The following is a 26,770-nucleotide window of genomic DNA, read 5'->3' as shown; positions in this document are numbered from 1 at the left end:
GCGAGCAGCTGCGGGACGATGGTGTTCTCCACGTCCGAGCTGACGCCGGATCCGCGGGTGCGGAAGAGGGACTCCATCTCGTCGAAGAAGACGCTCGAACTTGCGGCGAGGCCGCGCCCAGCGCCGGTCGTGGTGGAAGGCCCGCAGTCCGGCCTTGGCCCGGGCGCGCGGGCGTTTGGCGTAGAACCTCTTCGCGAACGGGGACCCGGGCCTGGCCAGGCGGATCGCGCCGATGAGCGCCACGAAGGGGATGACCGTCCCGAAGATCGCCGTGCGGGGTTTGCCCTTCCACAGGGCGATCAGGGCCAGGAAGAAGTTGCCGGCGGTGTTCATGACGACCAGCCCGCGGCTCTGCTGCTCCTCGGCGGTCAGCTCGTTGACCCCGAAGGGCAGGAACCCGCCGAGCACCAGGGCCACCAGCGCGGCCGTCAGGACCACGATCTCCACGCTCTTGCGCCCCTGCTCGCTCCAGTACACGTCGTCGAGGTGCAGGATCAGCGCGAACTCGTCCAGCACCAGGCCCGCGCCCAGCCCGAAGAGGACGGCCGAGAGCAGGGCGCCGAAGCTGTACCGGCCGCTGCCGACCGCCCCGAACCCGCCGATGATCACGAGGATCACCCCGGGCACCACGTGGTGGATGTGCACGCCGCCGGGGGTGACGTTCTTGAAGGGCCCCCGCCCCGCCCGGATCATCCGGGTGATCACGCGAGTGACCAGGAACGAGGTCACGAACGAGAGCAGGGCGAGCAGCAAGGGCAGCTTCCCCGGTTCGAGGATGTTCCGATACCACCAGTGACCCATCCCACTGACTCCCTGTTTGGAACGTATGGGGTAATTTACCGCCCGCGGTGAGCCGGTAGCGTTCGCGCCGATGAAAGATTCGTTCGACGATCCGCTCCTGACGCCGCCCCCGGAACGCGCCTCGTTCCTCGACGGCGTCCGCTTCGCGTTCGGCACGCTGACCGTGCTGCCCGCCCGCATCACCCGCTGGGACCGCCCCGCCGCCCGTACCGGCATGGCCTGCGCCCCGCTCGCCGGGCTGGTCGTCGGCCTGCTCGCCACCGTGCCCGGGGTGCTCCTGCTGGTGCTCGGCGGGGGACCGCTGCTCGCCGCGGCCGTCACCGTCGCGGTGCCGGCAGCGCTGACCCGCGGCCTGCACCTGGACGGGCTCGCGGACACGGCAGACGGCCTGGGCAGCGCCAAACCGGCCGAGGACGCGCTGCGCATCATGAAGCAGTCCGACATCGGTCCCTTCGGCGTCGTGACCCTGGTGATCATGATGATGGTGCAGGTGGCCGCCCTGTCAGACGTCTACGCCGACAGCTGGATCCGCGGCGCCCTCGCCGCCGTGACCGCCGCCGTGACCGCCCGCCTGGCCATGACCCTGGCCTCCCGCCAAGGTGTTCCGCCGGCCCGCCCCGAAGGGCTCGGCGCGGCGGTCGCCGGGGTGGTCCCGCGCGCCGCGGCCGCCGCCGTCGCGGCGCTGACCGCGGCGGTGGCCGCGGCTGCCGCCCTCCCGCTGGGCCTCCCGGCCGCCGGCCGGCACGCGGCCGCGGTCCTGGCCGCCCTGCTCGCCGCGGAACTGCTGCTGCGCCGCTGCGTCCGGCGCTTCGACGGGGTCACCGGTGACGTCTTCGGAGCCGTGGCCGAGGTCTCCGCGACCACCGCCCTGATCGTCCTCGCCCTGGGCTGACCCGGCCCGGCGCCAAGGGCCCGCGTACCCTCACCCCGTGGACCACACTCCGACGGACCCGACCACTGCCGCGCCCGGCGCGCCGATCAGGGTCCTGCTCGCCGACGACCAGGCCCTGCTGCGCAGCGCGTTCAAGGTGCTCGTGGACTCCGAAGCCGACATGGAGGTCGTCGGGGAGGCCTCGGACGGGGCGCAGGCCTACGCGCTGGCCCGGCAGACGCGCGCCGACGTCGTACTCATGGACATCCGGATGCCCGGGACCGACGGCCTCGCCGCCACCCGCATGATCAGCGGCGATCCGGAACTCGCCGCCGTGCGTGTGGTGATGCTGACGACCTTCGAGGTCGACGAGTACGTCGCCGCCGCCCTGCGGGCCGGCGCCTCCGGCTTCCTCGGCAAGGGCGCCGAGCCCGAGGACCTCCTCAACGCCATCCGTGTCGCACACGCCGGCGAGGCCCTGCTCTCGCCGGCAGCCACCAAGGGGCTCATCGCCACCTTCCTCGCGCAGGGCGGCGGCGCGGACCCGGCCGCCGCCGCGGCCGGCGCCGGATCGCACGCGCAGCGGCTCGCCGCGCTGACCGTCCGGGAGCGCGAGGTCCTCGTACACGTGGCGGCGGGGCTGTCCAACGACGGCATCGCGGGACGGCTGGAGGTCAGCCCGCTCACCGTCAAGACCCACGTGAACCGGGCGATGGCCAAGCTCGGTGCCCGCGACCGCGCCCAATTGGTGGTCATTGCCTACGAATCGGGACTGGTCCGGCCGCGCGCGGAGTAGCGCGCGGCAGTACGCAGTAGTGCGGCGTACTGCGGACGCGGTATGGCGCAGATAAGGACGGGACCTGCGAGCGACGCAACGGCGCCGCGGCGTACGAAAGGCTGAAAAGGCCCTCGCGTTCGCCACTGCAGAGAGATCTCATACCCATGTCCTGGCTGTCCCGCTTCAGCCTTGCCCAAAGGGCGTTGATCGGCCTCGTGTCGATCGTCGCGCTCCTCTTCGGCGCCATAGCCATCCCGCAGCTCAAGCAGCAGCTGCTGCCGTCCATCGAACTGCCGATGGTGTCCGTGCTCGCGCCGTACCAGGGCGCCTCGCCCGACGTGGTGGAGAAGCAGGTCGTCGAACCGATCGAGGCCACGCTCAAGGGCGTCGACGGCATCACCGGCATCACCTCCACCGCCAGCGAGGGCAACGCCCTCATCATGGCCACCTTCGACTACGGCGACAGCGGGACCAAGCAGCTCGTCGCCGACGTCCAGCAGGCAGTCAACCGGGCCCGCGTCCGGCTGCCCGCCGAGGTGGATCCGCAGGTGGTGGCCGGTTCCACCGACGACATCCCGACCGTCATCCTCGCCGTCACCTCCGACAAGGACCAGCAGGCCCTCGCCGACCAGCTGGAACGTTCCGTCGTCCCCGTCCTCTCGGACATCGAGGGCGTCGGCCAGGTCACCGTCGACGGCGTCCAGGACCTGCAGGTCACCGTCACCCCCGACAACGCCGGGCTCGCGGCCGCCGGCCTCGACGGCGCCGCCCTCGCCCAGGGGCTCCAGGCGGGCGGTGCGACCGTGCCCGCCGGCTCCTTCGACGAGGAGGGCAAGAACCGGACCGTCCGCGTCGGCGCCGGCTACACCTCGCTCGCCCAGGTGGAGGACCTGCGCCTGAGCCCCGGCCCGGGCAAGCCTGCCGTCCGGCTCGGCGACGTGGCCACGGTGAAGCAGGAGGCCGCCAAGGCCGTCTCCCTCACCCGCACCAACGGCAAGCCCAGCCTCGCCCTCGTCCTCACCATGGACAAGGACGGCAGCGCCGTCGCCATCTCCGGCGCCGTCAAGGACAAGCTCCCCGAGCTGCGTTCCACGCTCGGCTCCGGCGCCGACCTGACCGTCGTCAGCGACCAGGGCCCGGCCGTCGCCAAGTCCATCTCCAGCCTCACCACCGAGGGCCTGCTCGGTCTGCTCTTCGCGGTGATCGTGATCCTGGTCTTCCTGGGCTCGCTGCGCTCGACGCTGGTCACCGCGGTCTCCATCCCGCTGTCCGTCGTCCTCGCGCTCATCGTGCTCTGGACCCGCGACCTGTCGCTCAACATGCTGACGCTGGGCGCGCTCACCATCGCCATCGGCCGCGTCGTGGACGACTCGATCGTGGTCCTGGAGAACATCAAGCGCCACCTCGGTTACGGCGAGGAGCGCGAACAGGCCATCCTCACCGCCGTCAAGGAGGTGGCCGGCGCCGTCACCTCCTCCACGCTCACGACCGTCGCCGTCTTCCTGCCGATCGGCCTCGTCGGCGGCATGATCGGCGAGCTCTTCGGCTCCTTCTCGCTGACCGTCACCGCCTCCCTGCTGGCCTCGCTGCTCGTCTCGCTCACCGTCGTACCGGTGCTCTCCTACTGGTTCATGAGCGCCCCGAAGGGCCTGACGGCCGGGGACGCCGCGAGCGCCGCCAAGGCGCGCCGCGAGGCCGAGGAGAAGGAGTCGCGCAGCCGCCTCCAGAAGCTGTACGTCCGTGTCCTGGGCTTCGCCACCCGGCGCCGCCTGACGAGCGTGGCGATCGCGGTCGTCGTCCTCGTCGGCACCTTCGGGATGACCCCGCTGCTGAAGACCAATTTCTTCGACCAGGGCGAGCAGGACGTCCTGACCATCAAGCAGGAGCTGGCCCCCGGCACCTCACTGGCCACCTCCGACGAGGCGAGCCGCAAGGTCGAGGGTGCGCTGGCCCAGGTCGACGGCGTCAAGAGCTACCAGGTCACCGTCGGTTCCTCCGGCTTCCTCGCGGCCTTCGGCGGCGGTACGGGCTCCAACCAGGCCTCGTACCAGGTCACCCTGAAGGACTCCGGCAAGGCGGAGAGCGTCAGGAAGCAGATCGAGGGCAAGCTGGCCGCGCTCGACGGCATCGGCGAGACCCGCATCGCGGCGGGCGACGGCTTCGGCAGCCAGAACCTCAGCGTGGTCGTCAAGGCCGGTGACGGCGAGGTCCTCGCCAAGGCCGCCGAGCAGGTGCGGGCCGAGGTGGCCACGCTGAAGAACGTCACCGACGTCCAGAGCGACCTGTCCCAGTCCGTGCCCCGGATCTCGGTGACCGCCACCCCCAAGGCGGCGGACGCGGGCCTGAACCAGGCCGCGCTCGGCGGACTCGTCGCGCAGGCCGTACGGGGCAACCCGGCGGGCAAGGCCGTACTGGACAACACCGAACGGGACATCGTCATCAAGTCCGCGCAGCCGGCCACCACCCTGGCGCAGCTGCAGGCCCTGCCGGTCGGCCCGCTCAAGCTCGGTGACATCGCCGAGGTCAAGGTGGTCCCCGGTCCGGTCGCGATGACCCGGATCGACGGCGCCCGCGCCGCCACCGTCACCGCGAAGCCGGTGGGCGACAACACGGGCGCGGTCAGCGCCGAGCTCCAGACCAAGCTCAAGGCCCTGGACCTGCCGGAGGGCGCCACGGCCTCCATCGGCGGCGTCTCGGAGGACCAGGACGAGGCCTTCGGCTCGCTCGCCCTGGCCATGCTCGCGGCCATCGCGATCGTGTTCATGCTGCTGGTCGCGACGTTCCGCTCGCTGGTCCAGCCGTTGATCCTGCTGGTCTCCATCCCGTTCGCGGCCACCGGCGCGCTCGGCCTGCTGATCGCCACCGGCACCCCGATGGGCGTCCCGGCGATGATCGGCATGCTGATGCTCATCGGCATCGTCGTGACCAACGCGATCGTCCTGATCGACCTGGTCAACCAGTACCGCGCCCAGGGCCTCGGCGTCGTCGAGGCGGTCATCGAGGGCGGCCGGCACCGCCTGCGCCCGATCCTCATGACGGCCCTGGCGACGATCTTCGCGCTGCTCCCGATGGCGCTGGGCGTCACCGGGGAGGGCGGCTTCATCTCCCGGCCGCTCGCGGTCGTGGTGATCGGCGGCCTGGTCAGCTCGACCCTGCTGACCCTGCTCCTGGTGCCGACCCTCTACACGATGGTGGAACTCCGCAAGGAGCGCCGCCGGGCCAAGCGCTCGGCCAAGAGCGAGGCCCGCCTGACGGTGGTCCCGGCCCCGTCGTCCGCCCAGGACGGCGAGACCCCGGCCACGGTCTGACCCGACCGGCGGCAAGCACGGTGAAGGGGCGTCCCGCAACGGCGGGGCGCCCTTTCGGCTTCGTCCTGGACCAGCGACAGGTGGGCGCCCACCTCGTCCTCCTCCGGTGCCGTCCCGTGAAAATCAACTCCCCCTTCGTGCCGGGGAGGTCAAACGAAAGGGGCACCCGTCGGGGTGCCCCTTCCACTGATCGGTGCCGTGGCTACGGCAGTGCGAGCATCCGCTCCAGGGCGAGCTTCGCGAAGCTCTCCGTCTCCTTGTCGACCTGGATCTGGTTGACGAGGTTGCCCTCGGCCAGGGACTCCAGGGTCCACACCAGGTGGGGGAGGTCGATGCGGTTCATCGTCGAGCAGAAGCAGACCGTCTTGTCGAGGAAGACGACCTCCTTGTCCTCCGCGGCGAAACGGTTCGCCAGGCGGCGGACCAGGTTCAGCTCGGTGCCGATGGCCCACTTGGAGCCGGCCGGGGCCGCTTCCAGCGCCTTGATGATGTACTCCGTCGAGCCGACGTAGTCCGCGGCCGCGACGACCTCGTGCTTGCACTCGGGGTGCACCAGGACGTTCACGCCGGGGATGCGGGCGCGGACGTCGTTGACCGAGTCGACCGAGAACCGGCCGTGGACCGAGCAGTGCCCGCGCCACAGGATCATCTTGGCGTTCCGCAGCTGCTCGGCGGTCAGGCCGCCGTTCGGCTTGTGCGGGTTGTAGAGCACGCAGTCGTCCAGGGACATGCCCATGTCGCGGACGGCGGTGTTGCGGCCCAGGTGCTGGTCCGGGAGGAAGAGCACCTTCTCGCCCTGCTCGAAGGCCCACTCCAGGGCCTTCTTCGCGTTGGACGAGGTGCAGATCGTGCCGCCGTGCTTGCCGGTGAAGGCCTTGATGTCGGCGGAGGAGTTCATGTACGAGACGGGGACGGTCGCACCGGCGACACCGGCCTCGGTCAGCACGTCCCAGCACTCCGCGACCTGCTCGGCGGTGGCCATGTCTGCCATCGAGCAGCCGGCGGCCAGGTCCGGCAGGACCACCTTCTGGTCGTCCGAGGTCAGGATGTCCGCGGACTCGGCCATGAAGTGCACGCCGCAGAAGACGATGTACTCGGCCCCCGGCTTGGCGGCCGCGTCCTTGGCCAGCTTGAAGGAGTCGCCGGTGACGTCGGCGAACTCGATGACCTCGTCGCGCTGGTAGTGGTGGCCGAGGATGAAGACCTTGTCCCCGAGCTTCTCCTTCGCCGCGCGGGCACGCGCCACGAGGTCCGGGTCCGACGGCGAGGGCAGGTCGCCGGGGCACTCCACCCCGCGCTCGCTCTTGGGGTCGGCCTCACGGCCGAGCAGCAGCAGGGCAAGGGGCGTCGGCTGGACGTCCAAAGGCTGGGCGGTGGTCACGACACGCACCCTTTCTGTTCTGCGACAAGGACTTCTGGGGACTTCTGGAGCTATCGCTTCGACTTCTCGTCTATTTGACGTTATCTATCATAACCTCTTCACGTCACTTTGACGATGCCGATAGTGTCAATGTGACGCATCAGCCCGTCGGTCCACCGGTCCGCCCGTCCCGCGGTGTGCGAGCATGAATGTCTGAAACAAGCGTCGGGTCCCGGAATGAATCCGCGGTCCCGCTCGTTGCCACCGACGGCAAGAGTCCGACGTTTCCCTGCCTCCGGCGGGGAGCCGCCCACTTCGGGAGTGAATGCAGATGTCCGTACAGGACGACAAGACCACTGTGAGCGACGGCATCCTCCTGTCCGACGCCGCCGCCGAGAAGGTCAGGACCCTGCTGGAGCAGGAAGGCCGCGACGACCTGGCGCTGCGCGTCGCCGTCCAGCCCGGCGGCTGCTCCGGCCTGCGCTACCAGCTCTTCTTCGACGAGCGCTCCCTCGACGGCGATGTCGTGAAGGACTTCGACGGTGTGAAGGTCGTCACCGACCGGATGAGCTCCCCGTACCTGCACGGCGCCTCGATCGACTTCGTCGACACCATCGAGAAGCAGGGCTTCACGATCGACAACCCGAACGCCACGGGCTCCTGCGCCTGCGGCGACTCGTTCAGCTAAGCCGGCTCAAGGCTGCACGACGAGGGCCCGCCTCCGGTCTGATCGACCGGAGGCGGGCCCTCGTCACATGTCCGCTGTCCGCGGGATCACTGCCGGGGGAGCGGCTTGCCCGTGGTCGCGTCGACCACCTTCCGGTCGCCGAGCGGCTCCTTGAGCGTCGCCGTCAGGGACATCTCCTGGGCGACCATGATGCAGGCCTGACCGGGCTGGTTCGGGGTGTCCGTGATCTTCACCAGGACCGACGCGGCCTCCTCACGGGCCTCCAGCGCGTAGGTGCTGCACACGCTGCCCCAGAAGTTCACCGTCAGCTTCCGGTCGGCCTGCGCGTACGAGAATCCGGGCACCGTACGACCGTTCTTCGGGCCGGGGGTGGTCTCCTGCGCGGCGGCCGGCTGGGCCACCGTGTGGCCGGGGGCGCCGCCCTGGCCCGCCACCTCGAAGAGCCAGGCCGGGACCAGACCGCGCTTCCCGTCCACCGTCCCGGGGACCAGGCCGAGCGCGGCGCCCTTGACCGTCTCCGTACGCGGCGGCTTCATGGGCCGCGGCTCCGGGTTGCACGGCGGCGTGTCCGTGGGCCCCGGCGGGTTGTCCGGGTCCAGCGGGACCGAGGTCGCGCAGCCACTGGGACCGGTACCGGTGCCGTCGGAGCCGCCCGACTTCGCGTTCAGCCGGGCCAGCGCCTCCACGGCGCCGACCACCTGCTGGTCGGCCGCCTTCACCGGGGCCTTCAGCTCACCGCTGCCCGCCACCACCGATCCGTCGGCGGCCACGCTCACCTTGGTGGTCCAGCCCTGCGTGGGGAGCCCGCCGATCACCGGGTCCGCGGTCACCACCCGCACCGCGCCCTGGACGAGCCGGGCGTCGAGCTTGGCCTGCTCCTGGCCCACGGCGGCCAGCACCGGGCGCGCGGCCGCCTTGGCGGCCTCCTCGGACACCGGCGTGCCGGAGGCGGCGGACGTGCCGGAGCCGCCGTTCCCCGCGTCCTGGGGCAGGGTGGCGGGGCCGCAGGTGTCCTTGCCGCGCACGCAGTCGTCCCCGGCGCCGTTGCCCGACGCCTGGAAGCGGCTGAAGTTCCACGTCCCCGGGGCCGTACGGGTCACCGTGAGCCGCGGCCCGGAGCCGTCGGCGGCCTCCCCGGCCACCCAGACGTCCCCGTTCAGCCGTGGCGCGCCCGAGATCCCCAGGGCCGCCGCGAGGCGGGCCACCTCCGCCGAGGTGACCTCCCCCGACGCGCTGAAGCCGGGCGCGGACGCCGGAGCCTCCGGCAGCGGGACGTCTGCCCGGTAGACCACGCCGCCACCTGACGGGTCCGGCTCCCCGGGCGCGATGCCGGGCGCCGTGGGACTGCCCGCGTCACGGGGCGCCGAGGCCGTGCTGCTCTCCGTACGGCTGCCCGACGCGTCGCCGTGGGCCGTGGACGCCCAGTACGCGGTACCGCCGCCGGCCAGCAGGACGGCGGCCGCGATCGAGCCGATGGCCCAGGACGGCCGCCGTCGTGTGCCGCGTGATGTGTCGGGTTCTTCGCTGGTCACCGCATCGCTCCTTCACCTGTTCCGTCCTGCCTGATGCGGGTGTGACGGAACAGACGCGCAACCGGTTCCCTTGTCCGCTCAGTCGCCGTAGGCCGCGGTGGAGGCGATCAGCCGCGCCGAGGCCGGCGGGACGCTGATCCCGTGGATCTGCGAGGGTGCCACGCGGGCCGGGCGGGGGCCCGCGGGGACCGCCCAGTGCGGGGCCATCCGGGCGCAGTCGCCGAGCAGCCGTGCGAAGCCGGGCCGCCCCGCGCCTTCCGCGACGCGCGCGTCGGAGGTGTACTCGGAGTAGCCGAAGCCGTCGGTAAAGGTCATGGTGGCACCGTAGGCACCGCGCCTCACGTGAAGAAAGACCTACTACGGGGTAGTTTCGGCCGTTCGGCCCGGGGCGCTCGACCGGGTAGTTTTGACTGTCCCCTTGCCGTCCTCCGCAGGAGCGTCCACGCCGTGCGCATCGCAGTCACCGGCTCCATCGCCACCGACCACCTCATGACCTTCCCCGGCCGATTCGCCGACCAGCTGGTCGCGGACCAGCTGCACACGGTCTCCCTTTCCTTCCTCGTCGACAACCTCGACGTCCGGCGGGGCGGTGTCGGCCCGAACATCTGCTTCGGCATGGGGCAGCTCGGCAGCCGCCCGGTCCTGGTCGGAGCCGCCGGTTCCGACTTCGACGAGTACCGCGCCTGGCTGGACCGGCACGGCGTCGACACCGAGTCCGTCCGGATCTCCGAGGTCCTGCACACCGCCCGCTTCGTGTGCACCACGGACGCCGACCACAACCAGATCGGCTCCTTCTACACGGGCGCGATGAGCGAAGCCCGCCTGATCGAGCTGAAGTCCGTGGCCGACCGGGTGGGCGGGCTGGACCTCGTCCTGATCGGCGCGGACGACCCCGAGGCGATGCTGCGCCACACGGAGGAGTGCCGGACGCGGGGGATCCCCTTCGCCGCCGACTTCTCGCAGCAGATCGCCCGGATGGACGGCGACAACATCCGCACCCTGATGGAGGGCGCGACGTACCTCTTCTCGAACGAGTACGAGAAGGGCCTCATCGAGTCGAAGTCGGGTTGGACGGACGCGGAGATCCTCGCGAAGGTCGGCACGCGGGTGACCACGCTGGGCTCGCAGGGCGTGCGGATCGAGCGGGCCGGCGAGGAGCCGATCGTCGTCGGCTGCCCCGAGGAGACCGCGAAGGTCGACCCGACGGGTGTCGGGGACGCGTTCCGCGCCGGCTTCCTGACCGGGCTGAGCTGGGGCGTCGGCCTGGAGCGTGCCGCGCAGCTGGGCTGCATGCTCGCGACGCTGGTCATCGAGACGCTCGGCACCCAGGAGTACACCCTGGCCCGGGCCCACTTCATGGAGCGTTTCACGAAGGCGTACGGGGACGAGGCCGCGGCGGAGGTCCGCGCCCACCTGTCGGCGTAGCCGCTGCCGTTGCGCTGCCGCTGCGCTGCCGCTGCGCTGCCGCTCAGCCGCCGCACCCCGGGCTCCCGCCCCGGCCCGGGCTGCGGCTGCCGGTGCTCCGCCCCGGACCCCGCGCAGCTTGCGCTGACGGTGCTCCCGGGCAGGGCTCGAAGTGTGCGGCGCCGCTGTCGGGGACCAGCCCCCGGACCCCCGCGCCTCAAACGCCGGCGGGGCTGGTTTGTGCCGGGCCAGGGCGGGGGTCCGGGCTCCGCGCGCCTCGATGTCGGCGGGGACGGGTTGGGCCCGGTGAGGTTGGGGGTCGGGGCTTCGGTCCGCGCCTCGCACCGGCGGGGCTGGTTGCCCGTAGGGCATTTCAGCCCGCCCGGCGTTCGAGGGCGCGCCCGGGCCGGAGGCGCCGGGTTCGGGGCGGAGCCCAGGGTGTCCGCAGGCCGCAGGCCGCGGGGTGTCGGCGGGGCCGGGGGGCGGAGTCAGAGCAGGCGGCGGACCGTGTACGCGACGCCGACGGGGCGTTCGGCTTCGCCCAGGTACTCGTGGCCCCGCATGGCGCACCACGCCGGGATGTCCAGGCGGGCCACCTCGTCGTCGGAGACGACCGTGACCGTGCCGCCCACCGGGACCCGGACGATGGCCCGGGCCAGTTCGATCACCGGCTGGGGGCAGCGCAGCCCGAGCGCGTCGAGCTCCAGCGAGTCCGCCACCGGCGGCACGGCCGGGCCCGGGTCGACCACGCCGAGGCGTTCCCGTACGCCGGAGACCGTCCCCGGCAGCACCTCCAGGAACGCGTTCACCTCCTCCGCCGACGTACCCGGCGGCAGGGAGACCCGTACGTTCCCCTCCGACAGCACCCCCATCGCCCGGAGGACATGACTCGGGGTCAGCGTGGAGCTGGTGCAGGACGAGCCCGAATTGACCGAGAAGCCCGCCCGGTCCAGTTCGTGCAGCAACGTCTCCCCGTCGACGTACAGGCAGGAGAAGGTGACCAGGTGTGGAAGCCTGCGGTCCGGATCGCCGACCACCTCCACGTCAGGGACCAGCCGGACCACCCGGCGCCGGATCCGGTCCACCAGGATCCGCAGCCGCGCCGCCTCCGCGTCGGCTTCGGCCCGTACGGCACGCAAGGACGCCGCGGCCGCCACGATCGCGGGCAGGTTCGCGAAGCCGGGCGAGCGGCCCGACTCCCGCTCGTCCGTGGGGCCTTGGGGCGAGAACCGGACCCCCTTGCGCACCGCCAGCAGGCCGACCCCCGGCGGGCCGCCCCACTTGTGCGCGCTCCCGGCCAGCACGGACCAGGCGCCCTCCACCGGCCCCCAGCCCAGCGACTGCGCCGCGTCCACCAGCAGCGGCACCCCCGCCTCGGCGCAGACCTCGGCGACCTCCGCCACCGGCTGGACCGTGCCCACCTCGTGGTTGGCGGACTGGAGGCAGGCCAGGGCGGTGGACGCCCCCACCGCGTCGCGGTAACCCGCAGCCGACACCGCGCCCGTACGGTCCACCGGGACCTCGGTCACCGTCCCGCCGCGCGCCTCGTGCGCCTCCGCCGCGTGGAGTACAGAACTGTGTTCGACCGCTGATACGACCAGATGACCGCCGACCCGTCGGCGCCCCGCGAGGACCCCCGCCACCCCCGTGTGAACCGCGTGCGTCCCCGAAGGAGTGAAGACGAGCTCGTCGGCGCGGCATCCCACCGCCTCCGCGGCCGCCTCCCGCGCCGCGTCCAGCAGCAGCCGGGCCCGACGGCCCTCCCGGTACAGCCGGGCCGGATCGGCCCAGCCCTCGTCCAGGGAGGCCTGCAGCGCCTGCCGGGCCACGGGGTGCAGGGGAGCGGCGGACGCGCTGTCGAAGTACGGCATCCGTTCACGCTAGCCGCAGCCCGCTGATGTTCGAGGTCAGGGGGCGTCAGATGTGTCCCGGAGCCCACCATTCAGGGCCATTCGCGCCGTCCCCCGTACGGCGGATCCATCCCTTCGGGGGCAGTAGCGGCGCGTTGGGCACCCTCCCCGCGCGACCCCAAATAGCGTCCAGTAGGGTTTGGTCCGCATAAACATCCAAACCCCTGCCTGCGTCAGGGCCGGCGACCGACCCGAACACGGCCGCGGCCGGCCGCGCGGGCCGAGACTCTCGGGAAGGCGCTACGTGAGTCCCTACGGCTCCGACCGCTCGCCGCGGCGCCCGATGCGGCGGAAGCTGCTGCAGGCGCTGACTGCGGGCGTGGTCCTGGCGACCGCCACTGGTTGCTCGTATACATGGAAAGACTTCCCCCGCCTCGGAATGCCGACTCCGGTAACCGAGGAGGCGCCGCGCATCCTCTCCCTGTGGCAGGGATCCTGGGCGGCCGCGCTCGTCACGGGCATCCTGGTCTGGGGCCTGATCATCTGGAGCGTCATCTTCCACCGGCGCAGCCGGACGAAGGTGGAGGTCCCCCCGCAGACCCGGTACAACATGCCCATCGAGGCGCTGTACACCGTGGTCCCGCTCATCATCGTCTCGGTGTTGTTCTACTTCACCGCGCGTGACGAGTCGAAGCTGCTCGCGCTCTCCAAGCCGGCGCACACGATCAACGTGGTCGGCTTCCAGTGGAGCTGGGGCTTCAATTACGTCGAGAACGTCGACGGCGACGCGGCGACCCCGAAGGCGGGCGAGGTTCCCAAGGAGCTTGCCAACATTCCGGACCGCTTCACCAAGGACTTCCCCGCGGGCGCCGAAGGCGTCTACGAGAAGGGCGTCCCGGGCAACCGGAACCCCCAGACGGGCAACCCGGGGCCGACGCTCTTCCTGCCCAAGGGTGAGAAGGTCCGCTTCATCCTGTCGTCCAACGACGTCATCCACTCCTTCTGGGTGGTCCCCTTCCTGTTCAAGCAGGACGTCATCCCGGGCCACACCAACGTCTTCGAGGTCACCCCGTCCCAGGAGGGCACCTTCGTGGGCAAGTGCGCCGAGCTCTGCGGCGTCGACCACTCCCGGATGCTGTTCAACGTCAAGGTCGTCTCGCCCGAGGCCTACCGGGCGCACCTCAAGGAACTGGCCGAGAAGGGGCAGACCGGCTTCCTGCCGGCGGGCATCAAGCAGACCGACCCGGCCCGGAATGCGGAGACGAACAAACTGTGAGCATCCTCAACGAATCTCAGGGTGCCGCCGCCGACTCGTATGAGAACGAGCTGCCGGTGCGGCGCAAGCAGCCGGGCAATGTCGTCGTGAAGTGGATGACCACTACCGACCACAAGACCATCGGCACGATGTACCTGGTCACGTCGTTCGTGTTCTTCCTCATCGGCGGTGTCCTGGCGCTCTTCATGCGCGCCGAGCTGGCCCGTCCGGGCACGCAGATCATGTCGAACGAGCAGTTCAACCAGGCGTTCACGATGCACGGCACGATCATGCTGCTGATGTTCGCGACGCCGCTGTTCGCCGGATTCGCGAACTGGATCATGCCGCTGCAGATCGGCGCGCCCGACGTGGCGTTCCCGCGGCTGAACATGTTCGCGTACTGGCTGTACCTCTTCGGCTCGACCATCGCGGTGGCCGGCTTCGTGACGCCGAACGGCGCCGCCGACTTCGGCTGGTTCGCCTACTCCCCGCTGTCGGACGCGGTCCGCTCGCCGGGCATCGGCGCCGACATGTGGATCATGGGTCTGGCCTTCTCCGGCTTCGGTACGATCCTCGGCTCGGTCAACTTCATCACCACGATCATCTGCATGCGCGCGCCCGGCATGACGATGTTCCGCATGCCGATCTTCACCTGGAACGTGCTGCTGACCGGTGTCCTGGTCCTGCTCGCCTTCCCGGTGCTGGCCGCCGCGCTCTTCGCGCTGGAGGCCGACCGCAAGTTCGGTGCGCATGTGTTCGACGCGTCGAACGGTGGCGCCCTGCTGTGGCAACACCTCTTCTGGTTCTTCGGACACCCAGAGGTGTACATCATCGCGCTGCCGTTCTTCGGCATCGTCTCCGAGGTCATCCCGGTCTTCAGCCGCAAGCCGATGTTCGGCTACATCGGTCTGATCGCCGCGACGATCGCGATCGCCGGCCTCTCCGTGACCGTGTGGGCGCACCACATGTACGTCACGGGCGGTGTGCTGCTGCCGTTCTTCTCCTTCATGACCTTCCTGATCGCGGTACCGACCGGTGTGAAGTTCTTCAACTGGATCGGCACCATGTGGAAGGGCTCGCTGTCCTTCGAGACTCCGATGCTCTGGACGATCGGCTTCCTGGTCACCTTCACCTTCGGTGGTCTGACCGGCGTCATCCTGGCCTCGCCGCCGATGGACTTCCACGTCTCCGACTCGTACTTCGTCGTCGCGCACTTCCACTACGTCGTCTTCGGCACCGTGGTGTTCGCGATGTTCGCCGGCTTCCACTTCTGGTGGCCGAAGTTCACGGGCAAGATGCTGGACGAGCGCCTCGGCAAGATCACCTTCTGGACGCTGTTCATCGGCTTCCACGGCACCTTCCTGGTGCAGCACTGGCTGGGTGCCGAGGGCATGCCGCGTCGTTACGCGGACTACCTCGCGGCCGACGGCTTCACCGCCCTGAACACCATCTCGACGATCAGCTCGTTCCTGCTGGGCATGTCGATGCTGCCGTTCATGTACAACGTCTGGAAGACGGCGAAGTACGGCAAGAAGGTCGAGGTCGACGACCCGTGGGGCTACGGCCGTTCGCTCGAGTGGGCGACGTCCTGCCCGCCGCCGCGGCACAACTTCCTCACGCTGCCGCGCATCCGCTCGGAATCCCCGGCGTTCGACCTGCACCACCCTGAGATCGCGGCCCTCGACCACCTTGAGGACCACACCGCCGGCGGCACCAAGGCGCTCACCGGTGACAAGGAGGCCGGCAAGTGAAGATCCAGGGCAAGATGTTCCTCTGGCTCTCCTTCTTCATCCTGATCATGGCCGTCGTGTACGGCGTGTGGTCGAAGGAGCCCGTCGGAACCACCGCGCTCTTCCTGGCCTTCGGCCTGAGCGTCATGATCGGCTACTACCTGGCCTTCACGGCCAAGCGCGTGGACGAGATGGCCCAGGACAACCTGGAGGCCGACGTCGCCGACGAGGCGGGCGAGCTGGGGTTCTTCGCCCCGCACAGCTGGCAGCCGCTCTCGCTGGGCATCGGCGGTGCGCTCGCGTTCATGGGCGTCATCTTCGGCTGGTGGCTCATGTACTTCTCGGCCCCGATCATCGTGATCGGCCTGTGGGGCTGGGTGTACGAGTACTACCGCGGTGAGAACCAGAACCAGTAGCACCGGCAGGACCGCTTGGCCTGGGGCCCGGACACCTCTTCGGAGGAGTCCGGGCCCCTCGTTTGCAGTCACCCCGCGCGCAGTAATAGTCATATCTTCATAGCGTTGGTCCCATGAACCACTCACCGCGTCTTTGGACGGTACTCAGCTGCTCCCTGCTGGTCGCGTCCCTCGGGGCCGGCGCCACCGCATGCGGGTCCGGCGACAACCCGCTGTCAGCCCGCCCGTACGACGCGGGCGATCAACTCGCCTTCAACCAGGCCGCCGGCGGTCGCCCGGTGGACCCCGACAAGCCCCTCGAAGTCACCACGAAGGGGGGTGAGGCACGCATCACCGACGTCACGGTCGTGGACACCCACGGCCGCCGCCTGGCGGGCGAACTCTCCGCCAAGGGAGACCGGTGGCACAACACGGTTCCGATGGCCGCAGGCGTCCGCTACACGGTCACCGTCAGCACCGAGAACGGAAAGGGCGCTCCAGGGCAGCGCACGATCTCCTTCGACACCACCCCGGCCAAGGGTGTCCTGCAGGTCGAATTCGGCCCGGACGCGGGCAAGTACGGCGTCGGACAGCCCCTCACGGCGGAACTCAGCGAACCCGTCAAGGACAAGGCCGCCCGCGCGATCGTCGAGCGGGGCCTGCTCGTCTCCGCCCCCGCCGGCGTCGAGGGCGCCTGGTACTGGGTCGACGACAAGAAGCTCCACTACCGGCCGAAGGACTACTGGCCCGCCAACAGCGAGGTCTCCGTACGCAGCAACCTGGAGGGCGTCAGGATCTCCGACCACCTCTACGGGGCAGCGGCCAAGCCGCTGAAGCTGGAGATCGGCGACCGCGTCGAGGTCACCACGGACGCCTCCTCGCACTACCTCACGTTCAAGCGTAACGGAGAAGTGATCAACACCATTCCGGTGACCACCGGAAAGCCCGGCTTCTCCACCCGCAACGGGGTCAAGGTGGTGCTCGGCAAGCAGTACTTCGTCCAGATGCGCGGCGACACCGTCGGCATCGGCGGCAGCGAGTACTACAACCTGCCCGTGTACTACGCCACTCGCGTCACCTGGAGTGGTGAATACGTGCACGCCGCACCGTGGTCCGTCGGCTCCCAGGGCTACGAGAACGTCAGCCACGGCTGCACCGGCATGAGCACCGGCAACGCCGCCTGGTTCTACGAGAACATCACCGAGGGCGACATCGTCAAGGTGATCAACAGCATCGGCGACGACATGGACACCTTCGGCAACGGCTACGGCGACTGGAACATGGACTGGAAGGAGTGGCGCGAGGGCAGCGCCCTCCTCAAGGGCACCCAGGAAGGCCGCAGCCCCGTCGACCAGGCCCGCCTGCGGCCCACCGTCTGAGGTTCACCGTCCGAGCCCGGGCCCCGTGCGGGCCCACGGAAACCCGTGGGCCCGTGAGCACCCCGTCAGGCGGCTGTCAGCGGCTGTCAGCGGCTGTCAGGCGGCCGAGGACGACAGGCGGGAGCGCAGCAGGGCCGCCAGGGCGTCCGCGAACTCCACCGGGTCCACCGGAAGGGTCACGGCGGCGTCCGCGCGGCTCCAGGTGGCCAGCCAGGCGTCCTGGGGGCGCCCCATCAGCAGCAGCACCGGGGGACACCGGAAGATCTCGTCCTTGATCTGGCGGCACACGCCCATGCCCCCGGCCGGAACCGCCTCGCCGTCCAGCACGCACACGTCGATGCCGCCCGCGTCCAGTTCCGTGAGGACCGCCGGCAATGTCGCGCACTCCAGGAACTCCACCGGCGGCAGGTCCGCGGCCGGCCTGCGCCCGGCCGCCAGCCGCACCTGCTCCCGGGTGCCCGCGTCGTCGCTGTAGACCAGAACCCGCGCAGTCGCCCGCATTTCGTTCCTCCACGTGTCACGTGAATCACGTTGATGTTGCGCGGGATGCTACTCCTCCCAACGCGCTGTCAACATCGGTTCGCACAGCCTCGTACGAGACGCTCATGGGGACATCTGATGGGCCGTTCGGGCCTTGCACACGCCCCGGACACTCCGAACGGCACCCCCCGGGGTGAGGGCGGGATAAGCGACCGACATAATGTCGGTCGTGGCGACAGCAACGACAGTAGATACCGGGCACACGCACCCGACGGTCAACCGGCCGAACCTCGTCAGCGTCGGAACCATCATCTGGTTGAGTTCCGAGCTGATGTTCTTCGCGGCCCTCTTCGCGATGTACTTCACCCTGCGATCCGTGACAGGCACCGAGTACTGGACAGAACAGGCTGATTTCCTGAATCTGCCCTTCTCGGCGACGAACACGACGATCCTGGTGCTCTCCTCGCTCACCTGCCAGCTCGGCGTTTTCGCAGCCGAGCGCGGTGATGTGAAGAAGCTCCGGACGTGGTTCATCATCACGTTCGTCATGGGTGCGATCTTCATTGGCGGCCAGGTGTTCGAGTACACCGAGCTGGTCAAGCACGAGGGCCTGAGCCTCTCGTCCGGTCCGTACGGCTCGGTGTTCTACCTGACCACCGGCTTCCACGGTCTGCACGTGACGGGCGGCCTCATCGCCTTCCTGCTGGTCCTCGGCCGGACGTACGCGGCCAAGAGGTTCACCCACGAACAGGCCACGTCGGCCATCGTCGTGTCCTACTACTGGCACTTCGTCGATGTCGTCTGGATCGGCCTCTTCGCCACGATCTACCTGATCAAGTAGCGAACACGTCACCGGGCCCGACCCGGCACTCCATCCAGACACACCGACGCAGAAGATCCTGACACCGGGGTAATCCGTGAAAAAGCTCTCCGCACGACGACGCCATCCGCTGGCGGCGGTCGTCGTTCTACTCCTCGCGCTGGCGGCCACTGGGGGGCTGTACGCCGCCTTCGCCCCCGCGGGCAAGGCGCAGGCCGATGAAACCGCCCAGTCCCTCGCCATCGAGGAGGGCAAGAAGCTCTACGCCGTGGGTTGCGCAAGCTGCCACGGAACCGGCGGTCAGGGTTCCACTGACGGCCCCAGCCTGGTCGGCGTCGGCTCCGCGGCCGTCGACTTCCAGGTGAGCACGGGCCGCATGCCCGCCCAGCAGCCCGGCGCCCAGGTGCCGAAGAAGCCGGTCGTCTACAACCAGGCGCAGATCGACCAGCTGGCCGCGTACATCGCGTCCCTCGGTGCCGGCCCGGTCGTGCCCACCGAGAAGCAGTACGACCCGGCTGGTGCCGACATCGCCAAGGGTGGTGAGCTGTTCCGCAACAACTGCGCGCAGTGCCACAACTTCACCGGCGAGGGCGGCGCGCTGACGAACGGCAAGTACGCCCCCAACCTTGAGGGCGTCGAGCCGAAGCACGTCTACGAGGCCATGCTCACCGGCCCGCAGAACATGCCCTCCTTCCCGGACAGCACCATGCCGGAGAAGCAGAAGAAGGACATCATCGCGTACATCCAGAACGTGAACGGCGAGAAGTCGGTCAGCCCTGGCGGCCTGAAGCTCGGTGGCCTCGGCCCCGTCTCCGAGGGTCTGTTCGGCTGGATCTTCGGTCTGGGTGCGCTGATCGCTGTCGCCGTCTGGGTCGCGGCCCACACCGCTAAGGCCAAGAAGTCATGAGTAGCCAAGAGATTCCCGAAGAGAAGCACCTGCCGAGTGAGCAGGGCGACGCGCACCACGGTGCCGTAGCGGTCGCGGACGACCCGTTCGCCGACCCGGGCCTTCCGGTCCACAAGCCGCGTATCCAGGACATCGACGAGCGGGCGGCGAAGCGTTCCGAGCGCACCGTCGCGATGCTGTTCACGCTGTCGATGCTGGCCACGGTCGCCTTCATCGCGTCCTACGTGGCCATCCCGGTCAGCAAGATCGTGTACATCTTCCCCATCGGGAAGGTGAGCGCGCTCAACTTCGCCTTGGGCATGACCCTGGGCACGGCCCTCTTCTGCATCGGCGCGGGCGCGGTCCACTGGGCCCGCACCCTGATGTCCGACGTCGAGGTCGCCGACGAGCGCCACCCGATCGCCGCTCCGCCGGAGGTCAAGGCGAAGGTCATGCAGGACTTCGCCGACGGCGCGAACGAGTCCGCCATCGGCCGGCGTCCGCTGATCCGCAACACGATGCTGGGCGCCCTGGCCATGCTGCCGCTGTCCGCCGTCATGATCCTGCGCGACACCGGCCCGCTGCCCGAGAAGTCGCTCCGCACGACCCTGTGGGCCAAGGGCAAGCTGCTCATCAACCAGAACACGATGGAGCCGCTGCGTCCCGAGGACGTGCTCGTCGGTTCGCTCACCTTCGCCATGCCGGAAGGCCTGGAGGAGGAGCAGCACGACTTCCAGGTCCAGATCGGCAAGGCCGCCCTGATGGTCGTCCGCATCAAGCCGGAGGACATCAAGGACAAGCAGGAGCTGGAGTGGTCCCACGACGGGATCGTGGCCTACTCCAAGATCTGCACCCACGTCGGCTGCCCGATCAGCCTGTACGAGCAGCAGACGCACCACGTGCTCTGCCCGTGCCACCAGTCCACCTTCGACCTCTCCGACGGCGCCCGTGTCATCTTCGGCCCGGCCGGTCACGCGCTTCCGCAGCTGCGGATCGGCGTGAATGACGAAGGCTTCCTCGAAGCGCTCGGCGACTTCGAAGAGCCCGTCGGTCCTGCCTTCTGGGAGCGCGGATGAGCACTGCCACTGAGTCCAAGACGGCGCGCAAAGCGCCCGCCGGCGAGCGCGTAGCGGACTGGGCGGACGGCCGCCTGGGCATCTACAGCCTGGCCAAGTCCAACATGCGCAAGATCTTCCCGGACCACTGGTCCTTCATGCTGGGTGAGATCTGCCTCTACAGCTTCATCATCATCATCCTCACGGGTGTGTACCTGACGCTGTTCTTCCACCCGAGCATGAACGAGGTCGTGTACCACGGCTCGTACGTGCCGATGCAGGGCGTCCTGATGTCCGAGGCCTTCGCCTCGACGCTGGACATCAGCTTCGACGTCCGCGGTGGTCTGCTCATCCGGCAGATCCACCACTGGGCCGCGCTGATCTTCGTCGCGGGCATGGTCGTGCACATGATGCGCGTCTTCTTCACCGGCGCGTTCCGCAAGCCGCGTGAGGTCAACTGGATCTTCGGCTTCCTGCTGCTGGTCCTCGGCATGTTCACCGGGTTCACCGGTTACTCGCTGCCGGACGACCTGCTGTCGGGTACCGGTGTCCGCTTCATGGAGGGCGCGATCCTGTCCGTGCCCGTCATCGGCACGTACCTGTCGTTCTTCCTCTTCGGCGGAGAGTTCCCGGGCGGCGACTTCGTCGCGCGGTTCTACTCGATCCACATCCTGCTGCTGCCCGGCATCATGATGGGCCTGCTGGTGGCCCACCTGATCCTGGTCTTCTACCACAAGCACACCCAGTTCGCGGGTCCCGGCAAGACGAACAACAACGTCGTCGGCATGCCGCTGCTGCCGGTCTACATGGCCAAGGCCGGAGGCTTCTTCTTCCTGGTCTTCGGTGTCATCGCGGCCATCGCCGCGCTCGCCTCGATCAACCCGATCTGGGCGCTCGGCCCGTACCGCCCGGACCACGTGTCCACCGGTGCGCAGCCCGACTGGTACATGGGTATGCCGGAAGGCCTGATCCGAGCCATGCCCGGCTGGGAGATCAACCTGTGGGGCCACACGCTCGTCCTGGGCGTGTTCATCCCGCTGCTGCTCTTCCCGCTGGTGCTGGGCGCGATCGCCGTCTGGCCGTTCATCGAGTCCTGGGTCACCGGGGACAAGCGCGAGCACCACATCCTGGACCGCCCGCGCAACGTCCCGACCCGTACGGCTTTCGGTGTCGCCTGGATCGCGGAGTACATCGTGCTCCTGATCGGCGGTGGAAACGACATGTTCGCGCAGTACTTCCACCTCTCGATCAACTCGATCACCTGGTTCGTCCGGATCGGCTTCTTCGTCGTCCCGGTCCTCGCCTTCATCGTCACCAAGCGGATCTGCCTCGGCCTCCAGCGCCGGGACCGGGACAAGGTGCTGCACGGTCGCGAGACCGGCATCATCAAGCGCCTGCCGCACGGTGAGTTCGTCGAGGTCCACGAGCCGCTCTCGCAGGACAAGCTGCACACGCTCACCTCGTACGTCACGTACGAGCCGGTCGAGATCGGCCCGACGGTCGACGAGAACGGTGTCGAGCGCAAGGTGAAGCTCGGCGAGAAGCTGCGCGCGAAGCTCAGCAAGGGCTTCTACGCCGAGGGCAACCAGATTCCGAAGCCCACGGTGGAGGAGTACAAGGAGATCCAGAGCGGCCACGGCCACCACTGATCCCGCTTGATCGCATGAGGGACTGATTTCGGTCAGTCCTGGTGTCGCCACGGCGAGAGCCCCGTCCAGTGTCTGGGACGGGGCTCTTTGCCGTCTCCGTGGCTGGATAGGCTGAAGCCCTTCCCATTCGACGATGGAACCCCAGACGAGCAGCAGGAGCGGACCATGAACGTTGTGACCCCGGCAGGCGGCGACAGCGTGGCGGCCCGTGGCTGGCCGGGCGTTCTCGAGGCCCTGCTGACCGGCCAGGACCTGAGTGCCGATGACACCGCCTGGGCCATGGACAAGATCATGCGCGGGGAGGCCACCGACGCCCAGATCGCCGGCTTCACGGTCGCGCTGCGGGCCAAGGGGGAGACGGTCGCGGAGATCAACGGCCTCGTACGGTCCATGTACGAGCACGCCAACCTGATCGAGGTCTCGGGCCGGACCGTGGACATCGTCGGCACCGGCGGCGACGGGGCCAAGACGGTGAACATCTCGACCATGTCGGCGATCGTGGTCGCCGGTACCGGCGCCAAGGTCGTCAAGCACGGCAACCGGGCCGCGTCCTCCGCGAGCGGGGCCTCGGACGTCCTGGAGAAGCTCGGCGTCAACCTCGACCTCACGCCCGCGCGGGTCGTCGAGGTCGCCGAGGAGGCCGGCATCACCTTCTGCTTCGCGGTCAAGTTCCACCCGGCGCTGCGGCACGTGGCGGGGGCGCGCAAGGAACTGGGCATCAGGACCACCTTCAACGTCCTCGGCCCGCTGACCAACCCGGCGAAGGTACGGTCCCAGGCGACGGGCGTGGCCGACGCCAGGATGGCCCCGATCGTGGCGGGCGTGCTCGCCGAGCGGGGCTCCTCCGCGCTGGTCTTCCGGGGCGACGACGGCATGGACGAGCTGACCACGACCGCGACCTCGCGGGTGTGGTGGGTCCGGGACGGCAAGGTCTCGGAGCAGGCCTTCGACCCGAGGGACGTCGGCATCGCCCTGGTCGACGTGTCGGAGCTGCGCGGCGCGGACGCCTCGTACAACGCCGACGTCGCCCGCCGCCTCCTCTCCGGCGAGACGGGCCCGGTCCGCGACGCGGTGCTGCTGAACTCGGCGGCGGCCCTGGTCGCGCTGGACCCGGGCACGGGGACCCTGGAGGAGCAGCTCGCCGCGGGCATCACCCGCGCGGCGGAGTCGATCGACTCGGGCGCGGCCCGGGCCGCGCTGGAGCGGTGGGTGACGGCCAGCAACGCGTAACGCGCCTGATTCCGATTGATCGTTTCCGGCCAAGACCCCGGTCCGCCATTCGGACCGGGGTCTTGCGCACGGGGGATCATGTGGCAGGATGCTGGACAGGTCACGAGTGACAGCGTTTAGGCCCCGGCTTGCTGTCCGGCAACCCTCCTTCCGTGGCGGGGTGCCCCGGGTGATGACCAGGCCGTAGGCAGAAAGGTCTACGGCAAGCGCGGATCCCTCGACACCAGGGGTCCTGGTCTCTCGAGGAGCGTTTTCCGTGAGCAAGCGAATGCGATAGGGCGACTCCGCCCCTTCTTCAACCCTCGGATCAGGGTCACTTCCGTGTACCCGTCTTCGGTCCGAGGACTTCCCGTACCCCGGCCGGCCGCCGAGCCGTACCCGCGTCGCGTACGGGCACACCGAAGCCATTCACCCCTGCCTGCCGGGAGATTCCGCCGTGTCCGCATCCCTGAACGCCGCCGCCGCCACCGCTGCAACCGCAACCGCAACCGCCACCGCCACCGCCGTCGACCCCGCCTGTGCCGAGCCGCTGCCGGTCCTCGGCCGGGACGTCACCGTCCCGCTCGTCACCGGTGGCGAGGTCACCTACGCGGCCCTCGACTACGCGGCCAGCGCGCCTGCGCTCCAGCGGGTCTGGGACGACGTGGCCGCGTACGCCCCGTACTACGGCAGCGTGCACCGCGGCGCCGGCTACCTCTCGCAGCTCTCCACCGACCTCTTCGAGCAGAGCCGCGTCACGGTCGCGGAGTTCCTCGACTGCCGCCCCTCCGACCAGGTGATCTTCACCCGGTCCACCACCGACTCCCTGAACCTGCTCGCCGCCGTGCTTCCGGCCGACTGCCAGGTCTTCGTCTTCGAGACCGAGCACCATGCCTCGCTGCTGCCCTGGACGAACGCGCGCGTCACCTACCTCAACGCCGCCCGCACCCCGGACGCGGCCGTCGCCACCCTGGAGCGGGCACTGGCCGACCGCGACCCGTACGGCCCGGCCCTGGTCTGCGTCACCGGCGCCTCCAACGTCACCGGCGAGCTGTGGCCGGTGAAGGAGCTCGCGGCGGCCGCGCACGCCCACGGCGCGCGGATCGTCCTGGACGCCGCCCAGCTCGCGCCGCACCACCCGGTCTCCGTGCAGGACCTGGACGTGGACTGGGTCGCCTTCTCCGGGCACAAGCTCTACGCCCCCTTCGGCTCGGGCGTCCTCGCCGGCCGGGCGGACTGGCTGCAGGAGGCCGAGCCGTACCTCGCGGGCGGCGGCGCCTCCCGGAAGGTGGCCCGGCGCGAGGACGGCGGAGTGGACGTCGAGTGGCACACCACCGCCGCCCGCCACGAGGCCGGCTCCCCGAACGTCATCGGCGTCTACTCCATCGCCTCCGCCTGCAAGGCCCTGACCGAGGCCGGCTTCGACGGCCTCGTGGCCCGGGAGCGCCACCTCATCGCCAAGGTCCGCGAGGGCCTGGCCGATGTCCCGGCGGTCCGCGTCCTGTCCCTCTTCGGGGACGACGCGCCGCGCGTCGGCGTCATCTCCTTCGTGGTGGACGGCTGGAACAGCTCCCACTTCGCGGCGGCGCTCTCCGCCGAGTACGGGATCGGCGTGCGCGACGGCCTCTTCTGCGCCCACCCGCTGGTCCGCACCCTGCTGGGCAGCGAGCCCCAGGCCCAGGGTGAATGCGGAGCCCCGGAAGCCGCCCCGGGCGAGCGCTCCCTCAACGCCATCCGCGTCAGCTTCGGCGCGGGAACCCCCGACGAGCACGTCGAACGGTTCGTCCGCGCCGTGAAGGAGCTCGTCGCGGACGGCGCGAAGTGGCAGTACCGCACGGAGGAAGGCCGCTGCGTCCCCGCCGTCTGAGGGTTGCTGTTCGCCTCAAACGCCGACGGGCTGGGGTGGTGCCCCCGGGCGGGACCGGAGCGGGGCTGGGGGGAGCGGGGGCGCGCAGGGGCGTCCCCGCAGGACGAGCGCGCAACCGAAGCTGAACGCCGTGACAAGGCTTGGTGCGCGAGCCGAGGAGACGTCCCGGAGGGACCCCGCGGACCGGGCCGAAGGTCAAGACCCCGCCCGGGGGGGCGAACCCCGCCCCGCCGGCGCTTGAGGCGCACCGGAGCCAGGGCCGCGCAGCGGAGGGGGCAGGGGCGAAGCCCGGGTCGTACCCGCAGGCCACGCCGGAGGTGCTACGCGTCGAGGCCGATCGCGAAGGCGGCCTCGAGGTCGTGCTGGGAGTACGTGCGGAACGCCACGTGGGTGTCCGTGGCCTCGACGCCCGGGATCTTGCTGATGCGGCCCGGGATGATGTCCGCCAGGTTCTCGTGGCGGGCCACGCGGACGAGCGCGATCAGGTCGTACGTCCCCGTGACGGAGTAGACCTCGCTGACGCTGTCCAGCGCGGCGATGGACTCGGCGATCTCGGGGATGCGGTCCACGCTGGTCTTGATGAGCACGATCGCGGTGATCACGGCTGGCTGTCTCCCTCGGTGGCCGTCGCTGGTCGCCTCACTCTAGTCGTACGCCGGTAGCGCGCCCACGCGTACAGGAAGCCGACCGAGAAGCCCACCAGATGGGCCAGATAGGCGACCCCCGGCCCGCTGCCCGCCCGGTGCGCCGCCACCCCCTGGAGCGCGAACCAGAACAGCAGCACGATCCACGCCGGGAACCGCAGCGGCAGGAAGAACAGGAAGGGGAACAGGCTCGTCACCCTGGCCCGCGGCAGCAGGTACAGGAAGGCACCCAGCACCGCCGAGATGGCCCCCGACGCCCCGACCAGCGTCTGCGAGGACCCCGCGTTGGCCGCCGCGTACGCCGCCAGGGCCACGTACCCCGTACAGACGTAGAAGAGGAGGAACGCCGGGCGGCCCATCCGCTCCTCCGTCATCGCGCCGAAGACGTGGAGGAAGAGCATGTTCCCCAGCAGGTGCAGCCAACTGCCGTGCACGAACAGTGCGGTCAGCGGGGTCAGCCAGGCCCGCGGGGTGCCCGTGAAGAACTCGTCCGGGACCACGCCCCAGCGCCGGAAGTAGTCCGTCCCGGCGGCCAGCAGCCCGTCGCCCGTCCCGTAGACCGGGTTCAGCCCCGAGGCCGGGCTCAGTACGAACACCACCGCGCAGCCCGCGATCAGCGCATGGGTGACCACCGGTCCCCGGGCGGCCTCGCGAACGGCCTGCCACCTTACGATCATGTGACAGAGCATGACGCAACCAGGCCCACCTGAAGCGGTGGCAGGCCGTAGGGTTACGAGCTGCGGTCTGCCCGAACGGCGCAGACGGCTCAGCAGACGGCTTTAATTGAATCAGCTACAACACCTACGAAG

Annotated in this window: 22 protein-coding genes, 1 pseudogene and 1 riboswitch; of the genes and pseudogenes, 15 read left to right on the top strand and 8 right to left on the bottom strand. The window is 69.8% G+C overall.

Translation table 11 applies throughout. The annotated features are described in order from the left end of the window. Nucleotides 1-93: 93 nt before the first annotated feature. Nucleotides 94-801, bottom strand: a pseudogene (locus AB0D48_RS03980) (hypothetical protein); the annotation flags it as partial. Between the two features lie 70 nt (nucleotides 802-871). Here AB0D48_RS03980 and AB0D48_RS03975 point away from each other — a divergent pair. From AB0D48_RS03975 to AB0D48_RS03965, 3 genes are all read left to right on the top strand, one after another. After that, the gene (locus AB0D48_RS03975) at nucleotides 872-1,693 is read left to right on the top strand and encodes an adenosylcobinamide-GDP ribazoletransferase (RefSeq protein WP_362390434.1); all 822 of its coding nucleotides are present in this window, start codon (nucleotides 872-874) and stop codon (nucleotides 1,691-1,693) included. A 37-nt stretch (nucleotides 1,694-1,730) separates the two neighbouring features. Continuing rightward, nucleotides 1,731-2,468, top strand: a complete 738-nt coding sequence (locus AB0D48_RS03970) for a response regulator transcription factor (protein WP_362390432.1) — start codon at nucleotides 1,731-1,733, stop codon at nucleotides 2,466-2,468. A 146-nt stretch (nucleotides 2,469-2,614) separates the two neighbouring features. Continuing rightward, nucleotides 2,615-5,758 (top strand): efflux RND transporter permease subunit, encoded by a 3,144-nt coding sequence (locus tag AB0D48_RS03965; protein WP_362390430.1) that lies wholly within the window; start codon nucleotides 2,615-2,617, stop codon nucleotides 5,756-5,758. A gap of 202 nt (nucleotides 5,759-5,960) precedes the next feature. Here the strand turns inward: AB0D48_RS03965 and nadA are convergent, their stop codons facing one another. Continuing rightward, nucleotides 5,961-7,148 carry a quinolinate synthase NadA gene (gene nadA / locus AB0D48_RS03960; RefSeq protein WP_362390428.1) on the bottom strand — a complete coding sequence of 396 codons (1,188 nt, stop codon included), beginning with the start codon at nucleotides 7,146-7,148 and terminating at the stop codon, nucleotides 5,961-5,963. A gap of 301 nt (nucleotides 7,149-7,449) precedes the next feature. Here nadA and erpA point away from each other — a divergent pair, with 301 nt between their 5' ends. Further along, nucleotides 7,450-7,806: an iron-sulfur cluster insertion protein ErpA gene (erpA, locus tag AB0D48_RS03955; RefSeq protein ID WP_030010511.1), complete on the top strand. Its 357-nt coding sequence runs from the start codon at nucleotides 7,450-7,452 to the stop codon at nucleotides 7,804-7,806. Between the two features lie 86 nt (nucleotides 7,807-7,892). Here the strand turns inward: erpA and AB0D48_RS03950 are convergent, their stop codons facing one another. Then, nucleotides 7,893-9,338 carry a hypothetical protein gene (locus AB0D48_RS03950; protein WP_362390426.1) on the bottom strand — a complete coding sequence of 482 codons (1,446 nt, stop codon included), beginning with the start codon at nucleotides 9,336-9,338 and terminating at the stop codon, nucleotides 7,893-7,895. 78 nt (nucleotides 9,339-9,416) lie between these two features. Then, complete coding sequence (locus AB0D48_RS03945; RefSeq protein ID WP_362390424.1) at nucleotides 9,417-9,653, bottom strand: hypothetical protein; 237 nt, start codon at nucleotides 9,651-9,653, stop codon at nucleotides 9,417-9,419. A gap of 132 nt (nucleotides 9,654-9,785) precedes the next feature. On the opposite strand from AB0D48_RS03945, the gene AB0D48_RS03940 reads away from it, so the two are divergent. Then, complete coding sequence (locus AB0D48_RS03940) at nucleotides 9,786-10,763, top strand: carbohydrate kinase family protein (protein ID WP_362390422.1); 978 nt, start codon at nucleotides 9,786-9,788, stop codon at nucleotides 10,761-10,763. A gap of 467 nt (nucleotides 10,764-11,230) precedes the next feature. Here AB0D48_RS03940 and AB0D48_RS03935 read toward each other — a convergent pair whose 3' ends face one another. Further along, complete coding sequence (locus tag AB0D48_RS03935) at nucleotides 11,231-12,613, bottom strand: aminotransferase class V-fold PLP-dependent enzyme (RefSeq protein ID WP_362390420.1); 1,383 nt, start codon at nucleotides 12,611-12,613, stop codon at nucleotides 11,231-11,233. A gap of 283 nt (nucleotides 12,614-12,896) precedes the next feature. On the opposite strand from AB0D48_RS03935, the gene coxB reads away from it, so the two are divergent. From coxB to AB0D48_RS03915, 4 genes are all read left to right on the top strand, one after another. Continuing rightward, on the top strand, nucleotides 12,897-13,868 hold the full coding sequence (gene coxB / locus AB0D48_RS03930; protein WP_362390418.1) for a cytochrome c oxidase subunit II: 972 nt from the start codon (nucleotides 12,897-12,899) through the stop codon (nucleotides 13,866-13,868). Beyond that, entirely contained in the window at nucleotides 13,865-15,598 is a 1,734-nt protein-coding gene (gene ctaD, locus AB0D48_RS03925; RefSeq protein WP_362390416.1) for a cytochrome c oxidase subunit I, read from the top strand. The genes coxB and ctaD overlap by 4 nt, the downstream gene beginning before the upstream one ends. Continuing rightward, nucleotides 15,595-15,993 (top strand): cytochrome c oxidase subunit 4, encoded by a 399-nt coding sequence (locus tag AB0D48_RS03920; protein ID WP_266629969.1) that lies wholly within the window; start codon nucleotides 15,595-15,597, stop codon nucleotides 15,991-15,993. The genes ctaD and AB0D48_RS03920 overlap by 4 nt, the downstream gene beginning before the upstream one ends. 113 nt (nucleotides 15,994-16,106) lie before the next feature. Continuing rightward, on the top strand, nucleotides 16,107-17,351 hold the full coding sequence (locus AB0D48_RS03915) for an Ig-like domain-containing protein (protein WP_362390414.1): 1,245 nt from the start codon (nucleotides 16,107-16,109) through the stop codon (nucleotides 17,349-17,351). Nucleotides 17,352-17,447: 96 nt separating this feature from the next. On the opposite strand, the gene AB0D48_RS03910 is transcribed toward AB0D48_RS03915, so the two are convergent. Continuing rightward, complete coding sequence (locus tag AB0D48_RS03910) at nucleotides 17,448-17,852, bottom strand: hypothetical protein (protein ID WP_215140598.1); 405 nt, start codon at nucleotides 17,850-17,852, stop codon at nucleotides 17,448-17,450. A gap of 199 nt (nucleotides 17,853-18,051) precedes the next feature. Between AB0D48_RS03910 and AB0D48_RS03905 the strand changes: the two genes are divergently transcribed. From AB0D48_RS03905 to AB0D48_RS03880, 6 genes are all read left to right on the top strand, one after another. Further along, nucleotides 18,052-18,672, top strand: a complete 621-nt coding sequence (locus AB0D48_RS03905; protein ID WP_362390412.1) for a heme-copper oxidase subunit III — start codon at nucleotides 18,052-18,054, stop codon at nucleotides 18,670-18,672. A gap of 76 nt (nucleotides 18,673-18,748) precedes the next feature. Next, complete coding sequence (locus AB0D48_RS03900) at nucleotides 18,749-19,558, top strand: c-type cytochrome (RefSeq protein WP_362390410.1); 810 nt, start codon at nucleotides 18,749-18,751, stop codon at nucleotides 19,556-19,558. Continuing rightward, nucleotides 19,555-20,613 (top strand): Rieske 2Fe-2S domain-containing protein, encoded by a 1,059-nt coding sequence (locus AB0D48_RS03895; protein WP_362390408.1) that lies wholly within the window; start codon nucleotides 19,555-19,557, stop codon nucleotides 20,611-20,613. Before AB0D48_RS03900 ends, AB0D48_RS03895 begins: the two co-directional genes overlap by 4 nt. After that, a complete protein-coding gene (locus AB0D48_RS03890; protein ID WP_362390406.1) occupies nucleotides 20,610-22,241 on the top strand; it encodes a cytochrome bc complex cytochrome b subunit in 1,632 nt (543 codons plus the stop codon). The genes AB0D48_RS03895 and AB0D48_RS03890 overlap by 4 nt, the downstream gene beginning before the upstream one ends. Before the next feature lie 165 nt (nucleotides 22,242-22,406). Continuing rightward, nucleotides 22,407-23,471 (top strand): anthranilate phosphoribosyltransferase, encoded by a 1,065-nt coding sequence (trpD, locus tag AB0D48_RS03885; protein WP_362390404.1) that lies wholly within the window; start codon nucleotides 22,407-22,409, stop codon nucleotides 23,469-23,471. Between the two features lie 98 nt (nucleotides 23,472-23,569). Further along, nucleotides 23,570-23,686: riboswitch (SAM riboswitch) on the top strand. Nucleotides 23,687-24,000: 314 nt separating this feature from the next. Beyond that, nucleotides 24,001-25,317, top strand: a complete 1,317-nt coding sequence (locus AB0D48_RS03880) for an aminotransferase class V-fold PLP-dependent enzyme (protein ID WP_362390501.1) — start codon at nucleotides 24,001-24,003, stop codon at nucleotides 25,315-25,317. A 320-nt stretch (nucleotides 25,318-25,637) separates the two neighbouring features. On the opposite strand, the gene AB0D48_RS03875 is transcribed toward AB0D48_RS03880, so the two are convergent. Together AB0D48_RS03875 and AB0D48_RS03870 are read right to left on the bottom strand one after the other, a co-directional pair. Beyond that, nucleotides 25,638-25,919: an Lrp/AsnC ligand binding domain-containing protein gene (locus tag AB0D48_RS03875; protein WP_008738815.1), complete on the bottom strand. Its 282-nt coding sequence runs from the start codon at nucleotides 25,917-25,919 to the stop codon at nucleotides 25,638-25,640. Beyond that, complete coding sequence (locus AB0D48_RS03870) at nucleotides 25,916-26,650, bottom strand: rhomboid family intramembrane serine protease (RefSeq protein ID WP_362390402.1); 735 nt, start codon at nucleotides 26,648-26,650, stop codon at nucleotides 25,916-25,918. Before AB0D48_RS03870 ends, AB0D48_RS03875 begins: the two co-directional genes overlap by 4 nt. Nucleotides 26,651-26,770 lie beyond the last annotated feature (120 nt).

The sequence above is a fragment of the Streptomyces sp. NPDC048269 genome (genome assembly GCF_040652395.1).
GTDB lineage: Bacteria > Actinomycetota > Actinomycetes > Streptomycetales > Streptomycetaceae > Streptomyces.
Note: the sequence above shows the minus strand (reverse complement) of the source record. Positions and strands in the feature narration are given on the sequence as shown.